Below are 19352 nucleotides of genomic sequence, written 5' to 3'. Positions count from 1 at the left end.
TCAGCCCCCGGAAACGTCGAGTTCGGCCTCGGCCAGGTCGGCCCGGTGCTCCTCGTGCAGCGTCCGGGAGTCCAGCCATCCTTCGGGCAGATGCGGCTTCTTCGCCCGCGAGGTCCGCCCACGCGAGCCCTCGGCGTCGGCCCCCGGATAGGGGGCATCGAGGTCGAGGCGCTGCAACAGGCCGCGCAGCTCGTCCAGTGAGGACACCTTGGCCAGCTGCGAGCGCAGCTCCCCACCGACCGGGTAGCCTTTGAAGTACCAGGCGATGTGCTTGCGCAGATCGCGCACTCCCATGAATTCGTCCTGGTAGTGCTCCATCAGGTAGACGCCGTGCCGGTAGACGGTCTCGGCGACCATCCGCAGGTCCGGCCGGATCCGCTGTTCGGAACCGCGCAGGGCATAGGCCAGATCGCCGAACAGCCAGGGTCGGCCCATACAGCCGCGGCCCACCACGACACCATCGCAACCGGTTTCGGCCATCATCGCCTGGGCGTCCTCGGCGGCGAAGATATCGCCATTGCCCAGGACCGGCACCCGGTCGCCGATGAGGTCCTTGAGGCGTGCGATCGCCTCCCAGTCGGCGTGGCCGGAGTACAGGTCGGCGGTGGTCCGCCCGTGCAGGGTGATGGCCGCGGCCCCGGCCTCGGCGGCGATCGGGCCGGCCTCCAGGTAGGTCAGATGGTCCGCGTCGATTCCCTTGCGCATCTTGACGGTCACCGGTACATCGCGGCGGGAGGCCTCGCGCACGGCCGTGGTGACGATATCGGTGAACAGGTCGAGCTTCCACGGCAGGGCGGACCCGCCGCCCTTGCGGGTGACCTTGGGGACCGGGCAGCCGAAGTTCAGGTCGATGTGGTCGGCCCTGTCCTCCTCGACGACCAGCCGCACCGCCTGGCCGATGGTCTTCGCATCGACTCCGTAGAGCTGAATCGAGCGCGGGGTTTCGAAGGGCTCGTGGTGGATCATCCGCATCGTCTTGGGATTGCGTTCGACCAGGGCGCGGGTCGTGACCATTTCGGTGACGTAGAGGCCGGCTCCGTACTCCCGACACAGCCTGCGGAAAGCGGTATTGGTGATGCCGGCCATGGGCGCCAGGACGACGGGAGAGCTCAGCTCGATGTTCCCGATGCGCAGGGCCGGTTGCCGTCCGGGCGCGGCGGCCCCGGAGGATGCTTCGATGGTCTGATACGAGGTGGTCACTCCCCCATTATCCACCGCGCGTCAAATGCCCGTCTTAGTATGCGGATGAATCGCCGTACCAGCATTCGGACGGCGCCGTGAGCGGTCGGCGAGACGAACGTAGATTGATCGAAATCCTCCGCCGCATATCCCTTTTAGCAAGGAGTCCCTATGACAAGCGCACCCTCTGCGCTGACCACGTCCGACCGGATCTCGGCCGGCCACATGATGATCAAGGCCCTCGAGGCCCACGGAGTCGAGCGCGTCTTCGTCGTCCCCGGCGAAAGCTACCTCGACATGCTCGATGGGCTCTACGACTCCTCGATCGAAGCGGTCGTGTGCCGGCACGAGGGAGGAGCGGCCTATATGGCGGAGGCCGTCGGCAAGCTCACAGACACCCCCGGGGTGGCAATGGTCACCAGGGGCCCCGGGGCCGCGAACGCCCATGTGGGCCTGCACACCGCCTGGCAGGATTCGACCGCCATGGTGCTCTTCGTCGGGCTCATCCCCTTCGAACACCGGGAGAAGGAGGCCTTCCAGGAATTCGATCCGAAGGCCTGGTTCGAGACCGGCGCCAAGCGCGTGATGGTCCTGGACCATCCGGAGCGCGCCAGCGAGATCGTTGCCGAGGCTATGTTCGCAGCGCAGTCGGGACGGCCGGGACCGGTGGTCGTCGGCGTCCCCGAGGACATTCTGCGGATGGGCAACGACGGAGTCATCCACCCCACCATCCCGGTGGCCGAGGGCGGGATGACCGTGGATGACTGGAAGGCACTCAATGCCTCCCTGTCCAGGGCCGAGCGGCCCCTGTTCGTCTTCGGCGGCAACGATTGGGATACGGACACCGCACAGGACTTCACCGCCTGGCTCGAAACCCACAATCTGCCGGCGGCCGCCGAATGGCGCTGTGAGGGCACGGTCCCCTTCGACTCCCCCAGCTATGTCGGTCCGCTGGGCTACGGCCGGCCCAAGCAGACCAGGCGGCTCTTGGACGACTCGGACCTGTTGGTCTTCGTCGGCACGGTTCCCGGTGACGTCGTGACCGACGGGTTCCGCAACCGGCAGGCCTGGGACAAGGAGAACTTCATCGTCACCATCGACCCGGCGCTGCGCGGTCGGTCGGGCCCGGTGACCAAGCAGATCGTCGCCAAGCCGGCCTCCTTCGTCCGCGATCTGGTCAGGATGGACCTGCCGGTCCAGAACTCCTGGCGGGAATGGACCTCGGGGCTGCGCGCCGAACAGCAGGTCTTCGCCTCCCTGCCCGATGCCTCGACCGCGGGGCCGGCGACCATGGACGCCCTGATGGCGCACCTGGTGCCGCGCCTGGACGCCGATGCGATGGTCACCTTCGGTGCCGGCGAGCACACCAACTGGGCACACCGGTATTTCCCGACCCGCGGCTACGCCTCGATGATCTCGGCGCGCAATGGCTCCATGGGGTATTCGATCCCCTCGGCCGTGGCCGCCTCCCTGCTGTATCCCGAGCGCCAGGTGATCTCGATCGCCGGCGATGGGGAGTTCCTGATGAACGGGCAGGAACTGGCAACGGCTTCCCAGTACGGTGCCCACCCGCTGGTCGTGCTCATGGACAACCAGGAGTACGGCACGATCCGCACCCACCAGGAACGCGAGTATCCGCACCGGGTCTCCGGGACTCAGCTGCACAATCCTGACTTCGCCAAGCTGGCCGAGGCCTACGGCGCCGTCGGGATCCGCATCGAGCACAATGCCGACCTGCCCGCCGCACTCGACACCGCCTTTGCGACGATCGCCGAAGGACGCACCGCGCTCATCCACCTCGTCGTAGCCCAGCGGCAGAAGGCCTACTGAGCGCCGGTGGGACAGCGCGGCCCCGGTACGCCTGAACTTCAGGCGTACCGGGGCCGCGTCGTTCGCGCCGTGCTCAGCGCACCGCTGTGCCCTTGGCGCTTTCGGTCTTGGCCGCCGTCTTGCGCTGCAGACGGCGTTCAAGCCAACTGGCCAGGCCCGCGATGAGCATGTTGAGAATGATGAACAGGACCGCGCCGACGATGAAGGTCGGCAGCAGGTTCTGATAGTTCCGCCCGATCTGGTTGACCTGGTAGAGCAGGTCCTGATAGGTCACGATATAGCCCAACGCCGAGTCCTTGAGCAGGACGACCACCTGGGCGACGATCGTGGGCATCATCGCGCGGAAGGCCTGCGGCATGAGCACCAGGCGCATTGTCTGGGAATCGCGCAGGCCGATCGACATGGCCGCCTCCCGCTGCCCGCGTGGGACCGCGACGATTCCGGCCCGGATGATCTCCGCGAGCACCATGCCGTTGTACAGCGCCAGACCGCCGACGACGGCGACGAACGGAGTGGTGGAGAACATCAGGTACAGCGCGAAGATGAGCAGCAACACCGGCACGCCGCGGAAGAACTCCAGCAACGCGGTCGCGGGCACCCGGATCCAGGCCCGGCCGGATAGCCGCAGCAGGGCGAAGACCACGCCGATGACCAGGGCCAGCAGAGTCGCGATGACCGCCGCCTTGATCGTCGACCACAGACCCTTGAGCAGTGCCGCCTGGATCACCGAATAGGTGAAGGGGCTCCACTTGGCGCCGGTCAACTGGCCCGCCGCACCGAACCGGTAGACGATATAGGCGATGATCCCCAGGATGGCCAGTGCGGACACGATCGACAGGATGACGTTGTTGCGCCGGCCCTTGGGCCCGGGCGCGTCGAACAGCACGGTGGTGGGGGCGCTCATCGTACGATCACCCACTTCCTTTCCAGATACGTGAACAGTCTGCCCAGGATGAGCGAGAGCAGCAGATAGGAGACGGCGGTGGCCAGCAGGATCACGATGGTCAGATCGCCGCGCAGCTCGATCGCCCCGCGCATCGCGGAGATGAGTTCGCGGTTGTTGAACCCCGAGGCGATCGAGGTGTTCTTCAACATCGCGATAAGCACACTGCCCAGCGGCGGGATAACGGTGCGAAACGCCTGGGGCAGGACCACGAAGCGCAGCGTCTGGCCGAATTTCAACCCGATCGACCGCGCGGCCTCGGCCTGGCCCACCGGCACCGTGGAGATCCCCGAGCGCAGGGTTTCGGCCACGAAGCACGAGGTGTAGGCGATCAGCGCCACCGTCGCCATGAAGAAGGAATTGATCCCCGCGTCCTTGCTGGCGCGGATCTCCAGGAACGGCAACCCGAAGACGCAGAAGAACATGACCAGGGTCAACGGCGTATTGCGGACGACGTTGACATAGGCTGCGGAGGCCGCGCGCAGGACCGGGGTCGGAGAGACCCGCATGGCGGCGAGTACCGTACCGCCGAGCAGAGCGCCGACGGCGGTGATAAGGAAGAACTTGACGGTTCCCCACACACCCGAGGCGAAGAGGTCGAATAGTGCTGCAGTGTTCACGTCTGACCTTCGGTGTCGATTACGGAAAGGGGCCGTCCCCGGCCGGCCGGAGAGCATGCTCGGCCGGCCGGGGACGGTTCAGGTTGGGCAGTGGGCCTCAGTACCGGTCCACCTTGGGCATCTCCACTCCGTCGGTGGAGCCCAGGGTCGCCTCGAATGCCTGCTTCCAGACCCCGTCGTCCTCGGACTTCTCGATCGCATCGTTGACGGCACCGCGCAGTGCACTGTCGCCCTTTGGCAGGCCCACCCCGTAGGGCTCCTCGGAGAAGGGCTTGCCCACGACCTTGAACTTGCCGTCGGACTGCGCCGCATAGCCGCGCAGGATCGCGTCGTCGGTCGTCACCGCGTCCACCGATCCACTCTCCAGATCCGTCACACACTTGGAGTACGTGTCGTAGGTGACCAGCTGCGCCTTGGGGTAGTCGGATTTGATTCGCTGAGCCGGGGTCGAGCCGTCGACCGAGCAGACCTTCTTGCCGTCGAGGGATTCGGGCCCGGCGATGTCGGAATCGGCCTGGACCAGCAAATCCTGGCCCGCGACGTAGTAGGGACCCGCGAAGTCGACGACCTTCTTGCGCTCGTCGTTGATCGTATAGGTCGCGATCACCAGATCGACCTTCTTGTTCTGCAGGAAGGGTTCGCGGTTCGCCGAAACGGTCTCGACCCAGTCGATCTGATCGGGTCCGAAGCCCAGGGACGCGCCGATCATCTTGCCCATCTCGATGTCGAAACCGGCCGGCACGTCCGACCCGGGAGTGACATTGCCCAGGCCGGGCTGGTCCTTCTTCACCCCGATCTTCAGTTTGCCCGCCTTCTTCGCAGCTTCCCAGGTCTTCGATCCGTCCAGCTTGACGTCGTCGGCGACTGTATAGGTGGGGGCGGCCGCGGAGCCGGATGCGCCGCCGGCATCGGGGGTGCCGGACTGGCCGCAGGCGCTCAAACCCAGCAGGGCGATGGCGGTTCCGGCGATGATTGTACTCAGGCGTTTCATCTGTTTCTCCTTCATTGGAATCGGTTGCGGGACGGGGTCGGGCCGATCAGTGGCCGAGGATCTGGGCCAAGAACGTCTGCGCACGCTCCGAGCGAGGATTGGTGAAGAACTCCTCGGGCGTGCCCACCTCCACGATCTGCCCATCGGCCATGAACACCACCCGATCCGCGGCCTTGCGCGCGAACCCCATCTCATGGGTCACCACCACCATCGTCATCCCCTCCTTGGCCAGGCCCACCATCACATCGAGAACCTCGTTGATCATCTCCGGATCCAAAGCCGAGGTCGGCTCATCGAAGAGCATCACCTTCGGCTTCATCGCCAAAGACCGCGCAATCGCCACACGCTGCTGCTGCCCACCGGAGAGCTGCGCGGGATACTTCTGCGCCTGATGATCCACCCCCACCCTGGCCAACAACTCCATCGCCTCGGCCTCGGCCTGTGCCTTCGACAGCCGGCGCACCCGGATCGGACCCAGGGTCACGTTCTCCAGAATCGTCATATGCGCGAACAGATTGAACGACTGGAAGACCATGCCGACCTCCGAGCGCAGATTCGCCAACGCCGCGCCCTCGGCCGGCAGAGGCGCACCATCAACGGAAATCGTGCCCGACTCGATCGTCTCGAGCCGGTTGATCGTCCGGCACAGGGTGGACTTGCCCGACCCCGAGGGCCCGATCACCACCACCACCTCGCCGACATGGATGTCGAGGTTGATGTCGGTCAGGGCATGGAAATCGCCGTAGTACTTCTCAACGTGGTCGATGCTCACAAGGACGGGGCGGGAATCCTGATCACTGGTGGGGGTGTGGTCCATGACACTGATACTAAACCACGTGTGACGGATTTTACAGTTGGAGTACAGGTCGCGTGCAGGCCGGGCACAGACACAGCGGGCCCCGGTATCCCGCTATGGGATACCGGGGCCCGCTGCAGCGTGGCGCCCGCTCAGCAGCCCAGGCCGGCTGCCAGATATGCCTCGACACGGTCCAGGGGAACGCGCTCCTGACTCATATCATCGCGCTTGCGAATCGTCACAGCCGCATCGTCGAGCGAATCGAAGTCGAAGGTGATGCAGTACGGGGTGCCGATCTCATCTTGCCGGCGGTACCGGCGGCCAATCGCGCCCGCGTCGTCGAAGTCGACGTTCCAGCGCCGGCGCAGGCGCGCGGCCAGCTCCTTGGCCTGCGGGGAGAGCCTCTCATTACGCGACAGCGGCAACACCGCGGCCTTGACGGGAGCCAGGCGCGGATCGAGTTTGAGCAGCACACGCTTGTCGACGCCGCCCTTGGTGTTCGGCGCCTCGTCCTCCGTGTAGGCGTCGACGAGGAAGGCCATCATCGAACGGGTCAGGCCGAAGGAGGGCTCGATCACGTACGGGGTGTAGCGCTCATTGGCCTGCTGGTCGAAGTACTGCAGCTTGGCACCGGAGGCCTGGGAGTGATTGTTCAGATCGAAGTCGGTCCGGTTGGCCACACCCATCAGCTCACCCCAGGAGTTGCCCTGGAATCCGAAATCGTATTCGATGTCGATGGTGCCAGCCGAATAATGGGCGCGGTCCTCCTTCGGAACGTCGAAACGGCGCATGTGCTCCGGGTCGATGCCCAGATCCACGAACCACGCCCAGCAGGCCTCGACCCATTCCTTGAAGTACTGCTCGGCCTCATCGGGCTTGGTGAAGAACTCGATCTCCATCTGCTCGAATTCGCGGGTGCGGAAGATGAAGTTACCCGGGGTGATCTCATTGCGGAACGCCTTGCCGATCTGGCCGATGCCGAACGGGGGCTTCTTCCGGGCCGAGGTGACCACGTTGTTGAAGTTCACGAAGATGCCCTGGGCGGTCTCCGGACGCAGGTAGGCCAGGCCGGACCCGTCGTCGACGGCGCCCAGGAAGGTCTTCATCAGGCCGGAGAACTGCTGAGGTTCGGTCCAGGCGCCGGGCTGGCCGGTCTCCGGATCATTGATGTCGGCCAGACCGTTGACCGGCGGATGACCGTGCTTGGCCTCATAGGCCTCGAGCAGGTGGTCGGCGCGGTAGCGCTTGTGGGTGTGCAGGGATTCGACCAGCGGATCGACGAAGGTCTCGACGTGCCCGGAGGCCTGCCACACCTCCTTGGGCAGAATGACCGAGGAGTCCAGGCCGACCATATCGGCGCGCCCGCGCACGAAGGTCTGCCACCAGTTCGCCTTGATGTTCTCCTTGAGCTCGACGCCCAATGGGCCGTAGTCCCACGCGGACCGGGAACCGCCGTAGATCTCCCCCGCCTGGAAGACGAAGCCACGCCGCTTCGCCAGGGTGATGACGGAATCCAACTTCGATGCCACGAATTTCTCCTCATGTCACGCTGCGGCCTGGCTGGCCGCACGCAGGTTCTCCCCAAGCCTACCGAAGAACCCACTGTGAGTTAGAACGCCCCCGAACGGGGCCCATCGGCGCAGGGCCCCGTGTAGACTTATCGGAGCACCCAAACCTATCCCGGGAACCCCGTCGTTTCGAAGCCGTCGCCCCTTGCGCGACCGGATCATCCGGCTGTTCCGATATAAAGGCCCCTTGTGCGTTGATGAGTGCACGCCGGCCTGTAGGTGATTTAAGGTCGGTCGCCAATCCAGTTCACTGCGACCAAGTGTGTGATGCGTTCAACGCCTGACGAAGGGTTCTTCATGAACACCACGGAAACAGCCGCGCCCGAAATCCCGGACACCGCGGAAACCACCACCCCCGAGGCCGGCACCCGGTTCGCCGATTTCGACCTGGCCGCGCCCATTCAGCGCGCGGTCGAGGACCTCGGGTACGAAACCCCCTCCGCGATCCAGGAGGAGACGATTCCGCTGCTGCTCGACGGCCGCGACGTCATCGGCCTGGCACAGACCGGCACCGGCAAGACCGCCGCGTTCGCTCTGCCCCTGCTGTCCGACTTGGCCAAGCAGGGTCCCTCGCCCGAGGGTCCGCGCGGCCTGATCCTGGCCCCCACCCGTGAGCTCGCACTCCAGGTGGCTGAGGCCCTGACCAGCTTCGCGAACCATCTGGCCGATTTCTCGGTCCTGCCGATCTACGGTGGTCAGTCCTACGGCCCGCAGCTGGCGGGCCTCAAGCGCGGCGCCCAGGTCGTCGTCGGCACACCCGGCCGTGTCATCGACCACCTGAAGAAGGGATCCCTGCGTTTGGGCGCCCTGCGCCACCTGGTGCTCGACGAGGCCGATGAGATGCTCAAGATGGGCTTCCAGGAGGACATCGAGGAGATCTTCGACCAGAAGCCCGAGGACACCCAGGTCGCGCTGTTCTCCGCCACGATGCCCCGCTCGATCCACCGGATCGCAGGGCAGTACCTCAACGATCCCGCCGAGGTCAGGGTCAAGTCGAAGACGACGACCGGGGCGAACATCCGCCAGCGCTACCTGACGGTGATGCACAGCCACAAGCTCGACGCCCTGACCCGGATCCTCGAGGTCGAGGAATACGACGGCATCATCATGTTCGTGCGCACCAAGCAGGAGACCGAGGAGCTGGCTGAGAAACTGCGCGCCAGGGGCTTCCGAGCCTCGGCCATCAACGGCGACATCCCCCAGCAGGCCCGTGAGCGCACCGTCGAGCAACTGCGCGACGGCAAGATCGACATCCTCGTCGCAACCGACGTCGCAGCCCGTGGCCTCGACGTGGAGCGAATCTCGCTGGTCGTGAACTACGACGTGCCCCACGACACCGAATCCTATGTTCACCGGATCGGCCGGACCGGCCGCGCCGGGCGCTCCGGCGAGGCGATCCTGTTCGTCACCCCGCGTGAGGATCGGATGTTGCGCCAGATCGAGAAGGCCACCAGGCAGAAGGTCGAACCGTTGGTCCTGCCGACGGTCGAAGAACTGACCAACACCCGCGTCGAGAAGTTCAAGACCCGGATCAACGACGCCCTGACCACTCAGGATCTCACCGAGGTGCGCCCCGTGATCGAGGCCTTCGAGCGCGAACACGATGTGGACGCTCGGGAGATCGCCGCTGCACTGGCCGTGCTGGTGCTCGACGGGGAGAAGCTCACCGCCGAACCTCTGCCGGAACCGCGCGGACGCAAGGACCGTGACCGCGGCGGCGAGCGGGGCGGCCGTGACCGCGGGCCGCGGCCCGGCATGCGGACCTACCGGATCGCGGTGGGCCGCAACGACCGGGTCTCCCCCGGGGCGATCGTCGGCGCGATCGCCAATGAGGGAGGACTGGGCTCCGGCCAGATCGGCCACATCGACATCCGCTCGAACCACACACTGGTCGATCTGCCCGAGGACCTGGGCCAGAACGTGTTCGACCGGCTGGAGAACACCCGCATCCAGAACCGCCGGATCGACCTGCGGGTGGACGCGGGCCGCCCGGGCCGCCCGTTCAAGAAGCGCACGGGCGATCGCGGACCCGGTGAGGGCCGCTCGTTCAAGAGCGACCGGGGCGAGCGGGACTTCCGCCGCGACGACCGTGGCGGTTACGACCGTGGCTCACGCGGCTACGACCGCGGTGGTCGCGGCAACCGGGACTTCCAGGGCGGCAAGCGCGATGGCGGCGGTTTTAAGAAGAACGGCCGCAAGTACTGAGTCCGGTCTGACACAATGAGGCCATGACCTCACCAGACGGCCCACCCGCACGACCCCTGCTGCAGCAGAACACACTTGTGATGCAGCAGGTCACGGGGTTCATGAGCAATGATTTCGGCATTGTGAATCCCCAGGGCGTGCAGGTGGGCCGTGTGCACACCATCGGGTCCGGTGCCAAGCGCTTCTTCATGGGCTCCCGCGAATTCCAGCTGTTCGACGCCGACGGTGGCTATCTGTTGGGCATCAAGGATCTCGTCACCTTCGGCCGCGACCGCTGGGAACTGCGCGACACCGCAGGCGCTCCCCTGGCCGATATCGTGCGTCGGTTCACCTTCTTCATGAAGAAGATCGATGTGCAGGTCGTAGACGGCCCCCTACTGCAGGTGCAGGCCGCCGATATCTTCGACTTCGGCTTCGGTATCACTGCGGATGGGGTGGAGATCGCCCGGACCTCTCGACAATGGGCGGGCGTGGGCAATACCCTGCTGGGCCGCGACCGCTATGTGTTGAACTTCCGGCCCGATGTCCGCCCGCGCGACCGGGTGGCCATCATCGGCGCGATGATCGCCCTTGACCTGATGAGGCAGAAGGACCAGTCGAGCTGAGTCTCAGGCTTTCCCCGGCCTGTCCACTGCGGCGCCGAACCGGCGGTCGCGCCTGGCGTACTCCTCGATCGCCGCCCACAGCGTGCGCCGGTCGACATCGGGCCAGAGCACGTCCTGGAAGACCATTTCAGCATAGGCCGACTGCCACAGCAGGAAGTTCGATGTGCGCTGTTCCCCCGAGGACCGCAGGAACAGGTCCACATCCGGGACCTCGGGGGCATACAGGCGGGCGGCCACGGAGCGGTCGGTGATCTTGCCCGGTTTCAGCCTGCCAGCGGCGACGTCGGCGGCGATCGCGTTGACGGCGTCGACGATCTCCGAACGTCCTCCGTAGTTCACGCAGAATTGCAGAGTCAGGCCGGTATTGTGCTTGGTCGTCTCCTGTGCATATTCCAGTTCCCTGATCACCGAGGACCACAGTCGGCCCCGCCGGCCGGCCCAGACGATGCGCACACCCAGTTCGTTGAGCTCGTCCCGGCGCCGGTGGATGACATCGCGGTTGAAGCCCATGAGGAAACGGACCTCTTCGGGTGAGCGCTTCCAGTTCTCCGTGGAGAAGGCATAGGCGGACAGGTAGTCGACGCCGATCTCGATGGCGCCGTGGATGACGTCGAGCAGGCTCGCCTCGCCGGCCCTGTGGCCCTCGGTTCTGGGCAGCCCCCGGTCATTGGCCCAGCGGCCGTTGCCGTCCATCACAACGGCCACATGACGCGGCACGAACTTCGCGGGGATGCGCGGGGGCCGGGCTCCGGAGGGATGGGGTGGTGGGGCCGGATAGGATTTCTTCACCCGGCCAGTGTATCCGTCCGACTCGCAGCCAGGTCGAGGATGTCCCGGCCCACCCTGCTGCGCCCCTGTTCCAGCAACCCCAGGGAGCGCACATGGCGTTCCAGATGCCACTGCACATGCGCCGAGACGACACGGGATCCCTGCACGGCTGTGCCCATATCGGAGCCGTCCGCAGTGGCCCAGTCACCTGCCAGCAGCGCGCCGAGGTGGACCAGCACATCGGAACCCGGCAGCAGCACTCCGTGCTGCGCGCCGGCCCGGCAGTCCGGACACAGGGCACCGCCGGCCGCCGGGGAGAAAGCGCGGTGGGGCCCTGGCGCCCCGCAGACGGCACAGTCGATGAGGCTGGGGGCCCAACCGGCGATCGCCACGGCCCGCAACAGGTAGGCGTCCAGGGACAGCCGGGGGGCGTGTTCACCCTTGCACAGGGAGCGCACCGCCGATACCGCCAACAGGTACTGGTTGCGGGGACGCGGTTCCGTCTCCGTGAGTCGCAGTGCCGTCTCCGCGAGCACACAGGCCGCCTGGTAGGTGTCGTAATCGGCCACGATGGCACGGCCGAAGGGCTCGATCAGCTCGACCTGGGTGACGGTATCGAGGTTGCGGCCGATATGGCACTGTAGGTCCACGAGCATAAAGGGCTCGAGGCGCGAACCGAACCGGCTCTTCGTCTTGCGCACGCCCTTGGCCACGGCCCGTACGAGGCCGTGGTCGCGGGTCAGCACGCTGACGATGCGGTCGGCCTCCCCCAGTTTCTGTGTGGTCAGGACGAGGCCGGTATCCCTGTAGTACTTCATCATGGGACATTATCCTCCCCCGCACTGACATGGGGCTGCACACCGTGGTGTGCAGCCCCATGTCAGTGCGGGTCCGGGAGGCTTCAGGCCCCTTCGCGTTCCGCGCGGTTGACCGCGGAGATGATGGCCTTCAGCGAGGCCTTCGTGGTGTTCTCGTGGATCCCGGCGCCCCACAGCACCCGGTCGCCCACGGCCAGTTCGATATAGGCCGCGCCCTGGGTGTCGGCGCCGGTACCCACCGCGTGTTCGGTGTAGTCCTGCAGGCGGATGTCCAGGTCGAAGTTGTCGTTGAGGATGTTGACCATCGCGCTGATCGGACCGGTGCCACGGCCCTCGAAGGTGCGTTCCTGCCCGTCGACGAGCATGTCGACCTGCAGGATCTCCCGATTCCTACCCGATTCGGTGTCGTCCTCGTGCGTCGATTCGGTGCGCAGCGCCAGCGCCCTGAACCTGCCCCAGCGGTTGTCCTGCTCGTCCGCGGGCAGGTATTCGTCGCTGAACAGCTTCCACAGGGCCGGGGCTGTGACCTCGCCGCCGGATTCCGTATGGCCCTGGACCACCTTGGAGAATTCCACCTGCATGCGCCGTGGCATGTCCAGGCCGAACTCGCTGTGCATCAGATAGGTCACGCCACCCTTGCCGGACTGCGAATTGACACGGATGATCGCCTCGTAGCTGCGCCCCAAGTCCTTCGGGTCCACCGGCAGATAGGGCATATCCCATTCCATCTCGGCGATCGGGATACCGGCTGCGGCCGCACGCGCCTCACGGTCGGCGAATGCTTTGTTGATCGCGTCCTGGTGCGAACCGGAGAACGAGGTGAAGACCAGATCACCGCCGTAGGGGTGGCGTTCATGGACCCCGATCTGGTTGCAGTATTCGACGGTGTGGATGACCTCGTTGATATCGCTGAAGTCCAGTTCCGGGTCGACTCCCTGCGTGTACAGGTTCATCGCGACCGTCACCAGGTCCAGATTGCCCGTGCGCTCACCGTTGCCGAACAGGCAGCCTTCGACGCGATCGGCGCCTGCCATCATGCCCAGCTCCGCAGCGGCGACCCCTGTCCCGCGGTCATTGTGCGGGTGCAGCGAGACCGCCACATCGTCGCGGTAGGGCATATTGCGGCAGAACCACTCGACATGGTCGGCATAGGTGTTCGGGGTGCCGCGCTCAACGGTGGCCGGCAGGTTGACGACGGTCTCGCGACCGGCGGTCGGCTGCCACATGTCCAGCACATTGCCCACGACGTCGAGCGCGAACTCCGGTTCCGTATCGACCCAGATCTCCGGGGAGTACTGGTAGCCGAAGTTCGCATCCGACAGCAGGGATTCCGCGTGCTTCATCACGGCCTGGGTTCCGCGCAGTGCGATGTCGCGGGTCTGATCGTAACCGTCCCCGTCGAAGCCGAAGACCACCTTGCGGAACACGGGTGCGGTGGCGTTGTACATGTGGACGGTGGGGTTCTTGGCGCCCACCAGGGATTCCACCGTGCGCTCGATCAGGTCTTCGCGGGCTTGGGTCAGCACCGAGATGCGGACATCGTCGGGGATCGCGTCCTCTTCGATGATCTGGCGGACGAAGTCGAAATCGGGCTGGCTGGCGGCGGGGAATCCGACCTCGATCTCCTTGAATCCCAGCTTGACCAGCAGATCGAACATCTTGCGCTTGCGTTCGGTCGTCATGGGATCGATGAGCGCCTGATTACCGTCGCGCAGGTCGGTCGACAGCCAGCGTGGGGCCTTGTTCAGTCGCTTGTCCGGCCAGGTGCGATCGTGCATGTCCAGCTGAATCCGGTCGAAGTACGACTTGTACTTCTTGAAGGGCATGGGGCTGGGCTTCTGTAAATCGACCACGGGATGACTCCTTAGAAATCCTTGGAAAATGTCTGGCGACCCCATTGGGGGCCGGAAGCGACCGGCAGCGCAGACTCCGCGGTGAGGATCCGGCCTCTTTCAGGCCTCACCGCGGCAACTAAGGAGGAGCATGCCCCGAAATGTCATACTCCAACCGTAGACCCGCCCGACACCGATCGACAATCCGTGTCACATTGTGGGAAAACGTCCGGCCTCAGCGCTTCCAGCCGATCCCGGCCTGGGCCACCGAGAATCCCCTGCCCGATTCGGTGGCGTAGCAGGAGACACCCGTCTGCGAGGAGGTGCACTTCATCCCGGATTTCGTGATCGAGTCGTCATAGCCGAGTTCGGATCCGCCCGAGGGCATGGAGGTGTCGTGGCAGTTGAATCCGACCTCGGCGTCGGTGGCGACGAGCACTTTGCCGTAGTTGGCGGCCTGGCACTGTTCGGGCGCTTCATCCGGGGTGAACTGCACGGTGTTGATCAGACAGCGGGCGTAGGAATCCCCGATCTCGCAGGTGATGTTCCCGCTGGGAGAGTGGAAACTCGTCAGGTCCGCCGGCTTGTCGACGTCCTGCCCCTCGTCCGGCGCACCGAGGCCGCCCTCATCGGACTGCCCCGCGTTCTCGTCGTCACCGGCTGCCGGGGCCTGCGCGCTGGGGGCGGTGCCCGCGGAATCCGAACCGCGGGCAGAGCCCAGGGAGTCGACTGCGATGAAACCGACGACGCCGAGCACCACCACAGCGGCCAGGGCGATCAGGGCGATTGCGAAACCGGGCAGCCGCCTCTTCTGCGGTCCACCGGAGCCACCGGTCGGCGTACCACCACCCGGCGGCACCGGGCCGCCGGGCCCCGCCGGCTGAGCCGGTGCGGGATACTGCGGGCCGGGCCACTGTCCCTCGGGCTGCTGTGGGGGCCGTTGGGGTACCTCGTAGCGGGCTGCGGGCACAGCATCCGCCCACCCGGGACGGCCCTGCGATCCCACTGCGGGCTCCGCCGGATCCGTCCGGGGCAGCGCCTGTGTCGGTTCCCCGGCCGCGGCCGGGGAATTGAAGTTCAGGTACCCCGACTGCTGTCCCGAGTCCTGGGGCTGCGATGGACGGGGGGAATTGGGCGCTTGACTCATATGGGTCATTCTACCGAGTCCTCCGGCTCGCCCGATGATACCGTCAGTGCCCCGGCCCGACCCGGTCCATGACAAAATGGGGTCATGAGGTTCAAGCACGTGCACACATTCTCCGGAGTAGCACTGGCCGCGTGCGTCCTCGCGGGCGCCACCGCCGTGTCGGGTCCGGCCGCCGCAGCCGATCTCGCCGCACCCACCGTCCGCTCCCCCGACGACCTGCCGGCGCCCCAGGTGCGCAGGGCGACTCCCCTTCCGAAGGCATCCCCCAGCGCCGAGGAGCGCTCACAAGCGGGCTCGGCCACTCCGGCGCTGCCAGGAGTCGGCCCGCAGCATATGGCGGACCTACCGGCGGACACCACCCAGGTCCTGATCGCCTCGACCCCCAAAACGGGCGACGACGACGCCCGGATCGCCTTCTACACCCTGGACGACGGCCGTTGGAGGGAAGAACGGTCATTCAAGGGGCACAATGCGGTCAAGGGCTGGACAGACACGAGCAAGAAGCGGGAGGGTGACCTGCGGACTCCAGCTGGGGTGTTCGCGTTGACCGATGCCGGCGGCTACCTGCCCGACCCCGGGACGAAGATGCCCTATACCCGGGACCGCAGCCTGAAGAACGGGGCGGCCGGCGCCTACGGACCGCGCTATGCCAATGTCTTCGACTATGTGCTGGCCATCAACTACAACCGCAAGACCGGAGTCTCGCCGAACGAAAAGACCCGACCCCAGGGGTGGGACAAGGGCGGCGGCATCTGGTTGCACCTGGACCACGACGACGGCACCCACGGCTGTGTGACACTCAAACGGGCCGATCTCAAGTGGGTCCTGCGCCAGCTCGATCCGCAGGCTTCACCCCAGATCATCATGGGCGCCGCCCCGGACATCGCGAAATGAGCGCCGCCGCTCCTCTGCATATGTTGTTCGACGCCACCGGGCACCTCCCCGCCGGCGCCATCCCGCCGGCCGTCGGCGAACCACTGCTCAGCGGGCTCTACGACTCCGGCGCCTTCGGCGAACACACGCCGGGCCTCCGGGTGCAGGCGAATATGGTCGCGACCGTCGACGGACGCATCTCCGGCGCCGACGGCCTTTCCGGCACCATTTCCACGCCGGCGGATAAGCGGGTCTTCTCCGTACTCCGGGCCCTGGCCTCGGCAGTGGTGGTGGGCGCCGGCACAGTGCGCGCCGAACGCTATACCCGACTCAGCGCCAAGCCCGCCTTCGCAGCGGCCAGGGCGGGCCGCGGGCAGGAACCGTGCCCCACTCTGGTCATCGTCTCCGACTCCGGGCGCGTCGACATCGACCGGCTCGATTCGGCCGGGACCTCCCCCGTCATCGTGCACACGGGACCCACCGCGACTACGGGGATCCTGCGGGACCTGCGCGCGGCCTTCGGGGACGACCACGTCATCTCCCACACCTGCCCCGTGGAACCGGCACAGGTCCTGGCTGATCTGCGCGAGCGCGGTCTGACCCGCGTCCTGACCGAGGGAGGGCCGGGCCTGCTGGGCCAGTGGGTGGCCCAGCGCGCTGTCGACGAACTGTGCCTGACAGTCTCCCCTCTGCTGCTCGGGGCTCCCGCCCAGAGCATCCTGGGCGATACCCGACTGCCCCGAGCGGTACCCACGGTGCCGCGGTCCCTCATCGGCGACGCCGCAGGTCTGATCTGCCGCTTCGGACTGGACTAGAGGACCCGGGTCTCCAAGAAGTTCGCGACATCGTCGTTCCAGCGCTCGGGATCGACGTTGTACTCCTTGGTGTGCCTGGCTCCTGCGTAGGAGGGCATGGTGACCAGGTCGGACCGCACCCGGGCCAGCGCGTGCGAGGGCCCCGACGGCACGAACTCGTCGTCATCGGAATGGATCAGCAGGACCTCTTTGTCCAGTTCCCTGGCCCGCTTGACCCAGTCCAGGCGGTCCAGGTTCACCGGGGTGTCCAGGCCGGTGATCCGACGCGCCCAGGGGCGGGTGATCATCGCCAGGGTCAAGCGGGCGATGGGCGTGGGCAGGAAGTTCTCCTTCGCCTGGTGGTCGAGCACGTCGTACCAGTCGACGACCGGACCGTCCAGAATCAGCGCCGCGATGTCCTCGCGGTGGGCACCACGGGCGGCGGCCTGGAACACGATGGCCCCGCCCATCGACCAGCCGATCAGCACAACGCGCTTGGCCCCGTTGTCCAGGGCATAGGCGATCGCGGCATCGACGTCGCGCCACTCGGTGTCGCCGAGTCCGTAGCGCTGTCCCGTGCCCGTGCGCAGCTCCGCGTCATTGCGATACGACATCGCCAGGGCGGGGATGCCCAGCTGATCGAGCACGGGTGCCGCGCGCAGCCCCTCGGCTCTGGTGCCACCGCGCCCGTGGACGAGGATCGCCCAGGTGTCGCGCGGTTCCCCGGCGTTGGTGGGCAGGTACCAGGTCGGCAGGACACCCGCATCGCTTTCGATCTGCACTTCGGCGTAGGGCAGGTCGAGCACATCGGGGTGGGAGTACACGGTGCCGCTCATCCGGCCCCACCTGGCGCTGCGCAGGTCGCCCGAGTCGATGCCGAGCACGCGCCGCGAAACGGTCCGGGAGACGGGATCGTATTCCTCGATCGCGCCGATCCTGGCATGGCCGTGGCCGGCGTCGAAGAACAGCCCGTACACACCGGGCGCCAGGGTCTCCTCTGTCGCCGAGAGCTGCACCCGCATATCGTCACCCAGACCGGAGACGTGGAGGATCTCCACTTTCTCCGGCGCCAGTTCGGGGATGACGATCCGGCGGGCGAAATAGGCCGCCAGGCCCGATGAGGCAATGGACACCACCGCAGCGGCCCCTGCACCCAGCCCGAGGGCCAACAGCCCGGTCCGCACGATCCCGGTCTTCACGCTCGTTGCCATAACCCGCTTCCCTCTCCTCGTGCCTCTATCGTATCCATCGGAACCGGGCCCCGACAGCAGGCGCGACCGGTACGCTGGGGAATTGCGCCACCGCATGTGGTGTTGGACTCAGCGGCACACCGATTTCGAATAGGAAGTGGACTCATGGACAAGCAGGCCGGCACACCGGCGGACACCCGCAGCGAGGTGCAGTGGCAGCAGATACTCGCTCCGGACGAATACGCGGTGCTGCGCCAGGGAGCGACCGAACGGCCGTACACCGGCCAGTACACCGAGGTCTTCACCCGTGGCACCTACCGGTGCAGGGCCTGTGATGCCGCACTGTTCTCATCCGATACGAAGTTCCCCGCCCACTGCGGCTGGCCCGCGTTCTTCGCGCCCCTGGCCCGCGAGACGGTCGTCTACATCCGCGATGAGTCCATGGGCATGGAACGCGTCGAGGTGCGCTGTGCGAACTGCGGGTCACACCTGGGACACGTCTTCCATGGCGAGGGCTACGGCACGCCGACCGATGACCGTTACTGCATCAACTCGATCAGCCTGGTGCTCGACGAGGCGACCGGCCCGGCCGCCGCCACACCACCGGAGGACGAAGAATGACGACTGAGCCCGCAACCGAATCCGCCGCCGGCGTCGCGGCCTCCGCCCAACACCTGATCACCCGGGCCTTCCCCGAGCTCACCGGCACCGAGCTCTACGGGCTGCTGCAGCTGCGCAGCCAGGTCTTCGTCGTCGAACAGGACTGCGTCTTCCTGGACCTGGACGGCGTGGATATGCTGCCTGACACCATCCACGCGTTCATCCCGGCACCCGCCTTCGGCCTACCCGAGGTCCGGCCGATGGTCGATTCGCACGGCGCGCCGGCCGGCCTGTGCGCGATGCCGGCCGCCTATGCCCGCGTCCTGCCGGCGGGTTTCATCGACGGTCCGGCCGGCGAACCCGCCTCGCGCAGTATCGGACGGGTCGTGACCGATCCGGGCATCCGCGGCAAGCGCCTGGGCTCGACGCTGATGCGCTCCCTGGTGGCCCGGTTCGGACCCGAGACCGTGCTGACACTCAACGGGCAGTCCCATCTGCGGGGGTTCTACGAAACCTTCGGTTTCACGGTCTCCGGTGACGAGTTCATCGAGGACGGCATCCCGCATCTGCCGATGCGCAGGCCCCGCGGCTGA

General features: G+C 66.4%; 18 protein-coding genes. 7 read left to right on the top strand and 11 right to left on the bottom strand.

Features of this window, described 5'->3' with window-relative positions; all coding sequences use genetic code 11:
- Complete coding sequence (dusB, locus tag NQ038_RS07115; RefSeq protein WP_373456790.1) at positions 1 to 1200, bottom strand: tRNA dihydrouridine synthase DusB; 1200 nt, start codon at positions 1198 to 1200, stop codon at positions 1 to 3.
- 150 nt (positions 1201 to 1350) lie between these two features.
- Here dusB and NQ038_RS07110 point away from each other — a divergent pair, with 150 nt between their 5' ends.
- Positions 1351 to 3009, top strand: a complete 1659-nt coding sequence (locus NQ038_RS07110) for a thiamine pyrophosphate-dependent enzyme (protein WP_257046505.1) — start codon at positions 1351 to 1353, stop codon at positions 3007 to 3009.
- 73 nt (positions 3010 to 3082) lie between these two features.
- Here the strand turns inward: NQ038_RS07110 and NQ038_RS07105 are convergent, their stop codons facing one another.
- The 5 genes from NQ038_RS07105 to NQ038_RS07085 all read right to left on the bottom strand — a co-directional run bounded on the left by NQ038_RS07105 (position 3083) and on the right by NQ038_RS07085 (position 7888).
- A complete protein-coding gene (locus tag NQ038_RS07105) occupies positions 3083 to 3928 on the bottom strand; it encodes an amino acid ABC transporter permease (protein ID WP_257056878.1) in 846 nt (281 codons plus the stop codon).
- Positions 3910 to 4572: an amino acid ABC transporter permease gene (locus NQ038_RS07100; protein WP_257046507.1), complete on the bottom strand. Its 663-nt coding sequence runs from the start codon at positions 4570 to 4572 to the stop codon at positions 3910 to 3912. The genes NQ038_RS07105 and NQ038_RS07100 overlap by 19 nt, the downstream gene beginning before the upstream one ends.
- A 97-nt stretch (positions 4573 to 4669) precedes the next feature.
- Positions 4670 to 5563: a glutamate ABC transporter substrate-binding protein gene (locus NQ038_RS07095; RefSeq protein ID WP_257046508.1), complete on the bottom strand. Its 894-nt coding sequence runs from the start codon at positions 5561 to 5563 to the stop codon at positions 4670 to 4672.
- Between the two features lie 46 nt (positions 5564 to 5609).
- Positions 5610 to 6380 (bottom strand): amino acid ABC transporter ATP-binding protein, encoded by a 771-nt coding sequence (locus NQ038_RS07090; RefSeq protein WP_257046509.1) that lies wholly within the window; start codon positions 6378 to 6380, stop codon positions 5610 to 5612.
- A gap of 131 nt (positions 6381 to 6511) precedes the next feature.
- Entirely contained in the window at positions 6512 to 7888 is a 1377-nt protein-coding gene (locus tag NQ038_RS07085; protein WP_257046510.1) for a glycine--tRNA ligase, read from the bottom strand.
- Positions 7889 to 8224: 336 nt separating this feature from the next.
- On the opposite strand from NQ038_RS07085, the gene NQ038_RS07080 reads away from it, so the two are divergent.
- Together NQ038_RS07080 and NQ038_RS07075 are read left to right on the top strand one after the other, a co-directional pair.
- Positions 8225 to 10132 carry a DEAD/DEAH box helicase gene (locus NQ038_RS07080; protein ID WP_257046511.1) on the top strand — a complete coding sequence of 636 codons (1908 nt, stop codon included), beginning with the start codon at positions 8225 to 8227 and terminating at the stop codon, positions 10130 to 10132.
- A 23-nt stretch (positions 10133 to 10155) separates the two neighbouring features.
- Entirely contained in the window at positions 10156 to 10737 is a 582-nt protein-coding gene (locus NQ038_RS07075) for an LURP-one-related/scramblase family protein (protein ID WP_257046512.1), read from the top strand.
- 3 nt (positions 10738 to 10740) lie between these two features.
- Here the strand turns inward: NQ038_RS07075 and NQ038_RS07070 are convergent, their stop codons facing one another.
- The 4 genes from NQ038_RS07070 to NQ038_RS07055 form a co-directional block, all read right to left on the bottom strand.
- Entirely contained in the window at positions 10741 to 11526 is a 786-nt protein-coding gene (locus NQ038_RS07070) for an isoprenyl transferase (RefSeq protein WP_257046513.1), read from the bottom strand.
- Positions 11523 to 12323, bottom strand: coding sequence for a DNA repair protein RecO (gene recO / locus NQ038_RS07065; protein WP_257046651.1), 801 nt, complete (start codon positions 12321 to 12323; stop codon positions 11523 to 11525). The genes NQ038_RS07070 and recO overlap by 4 nt, the downstream gene beginning before the upstream one ends.
- 83 nt (positions 12324 to 12406) lie before the next feature.
- Positions 12407 to 14176: a 2-isopropylmalate synthase gene (gene leuA / locus NQ038_RS07060; protein WP_257046514.1), complete on the bottom strand. Its 1770-nt coding sequence runs from the start codon at positions 14174 to 14176 to the stop codon at positions 12407 to 12409.
- Between the two features lie 214 nt (positions 14177 to 14390).
- Positions 14391 to 15302 carry a hypothetical protein gene (locus NQ038_RS07055; protein WP_257046515.1) on the bottom strand — a complete coding sequence of 304 codons (912 nt, stop codon included), beginning with the start codon at positions 15300 to 15302 and terminating at the stop codon, positions 14391 to 14393.
- Between the two features lie 84 nt (positions 15303 to 15386).
- On the opposite strand from NQ038_RS07055, the gene NQ038_RS07050 reads away from it, so the two are divergent.
- Together NQ038_RS07050 and NQ038_RS07045 are read left to right on the top strand one after the other, a co-directional pair.
- A complete protein-coding gene (locus tag NQ038_RS07050) occupies positions 15387 to 16196 on the top strand; it encodes a L,D-transpeptidase family protein (RefSeq protein WP_257046516.1) in 810 nt (269 codons plus the stop codon).
- Entirely contained in the window at positions 16193 to 16990 is a 798-nt protein-coding gene (locus NQ038_RS07045; RefSeq protein ID WP_257056879.1) for a dihydrofolate reductase family protein, read from the top strand. The genes NQ038_RS07050 and NQ038_RS07045 overlap by 4 nt, the downstream gene beginning before the upstream one ends.
- Here the strand turns inward: NQ038_RS07045 and NQ038_RS07040 are convergent.
- Positions 16987 to 18180, bottom strand: coding sequence for an alpha/beta hydrolase (locus NQ038_RS07040; RefSeq protein WP_257046518.1), 1194 nt, complete (start codon positions 18178 to 18180; stop codon positions 16987 to 16989). The genes NQ038_RS07045 and NQ038_RS07040 overlap by 4 nt on opposite strands.
- Before the next feature lie 144 nt (positions 18181 to 18324).
- Here NQ038_RS07040 and msrB point away from each other — a divergent pair, with 144 nt between their 5' ends.
- Together msrB and NQ038_RS07030 are read left to right on the top strand one after the other, a co-directional pair.
- Positions 18325 to 18780 carry a peptide-methionine (R)-S-oxide reductase MsrB gene (msrB, locus tag NQ038_RS07035; protein ID WP_257046519.1) on the top strand — a complete coding sequence of 152 codons (456 nt, stop codon included), beginning with the start codon at positions 18325 to 18327 and terminating at the stop codon, positions 18778 to 18780.
- Positions 18777 to 19352, top strand: coding sequence for a GNAT family N-acetyltransferase (locus tag NQ038_RS07030; RefSeq protein ID WP_257046520.1), 576 nt, complete (start codon positions 18777 to 18779; stop codon positions 19350 to 19352). Before msrB ends, NQ038_RS07030 begins: the two co-directional genes overlap by 4 nt.

Source organism: Brevibacterium sp. 50QC2O2 (assembly GCF_024580675.1).
In the GTDB taxonomy this organism is placed as follows: Bacteria; Actinomycetota; Actinomycetes; order Actinomycetales; family Brevibacteriaceae; genus Brevibacterium; species Brevibacterium moorei.
Note: the sequence above shows the minus strand (reverse complement) of the source record. Positions and strands in the feature narration are given on the sequence as shown.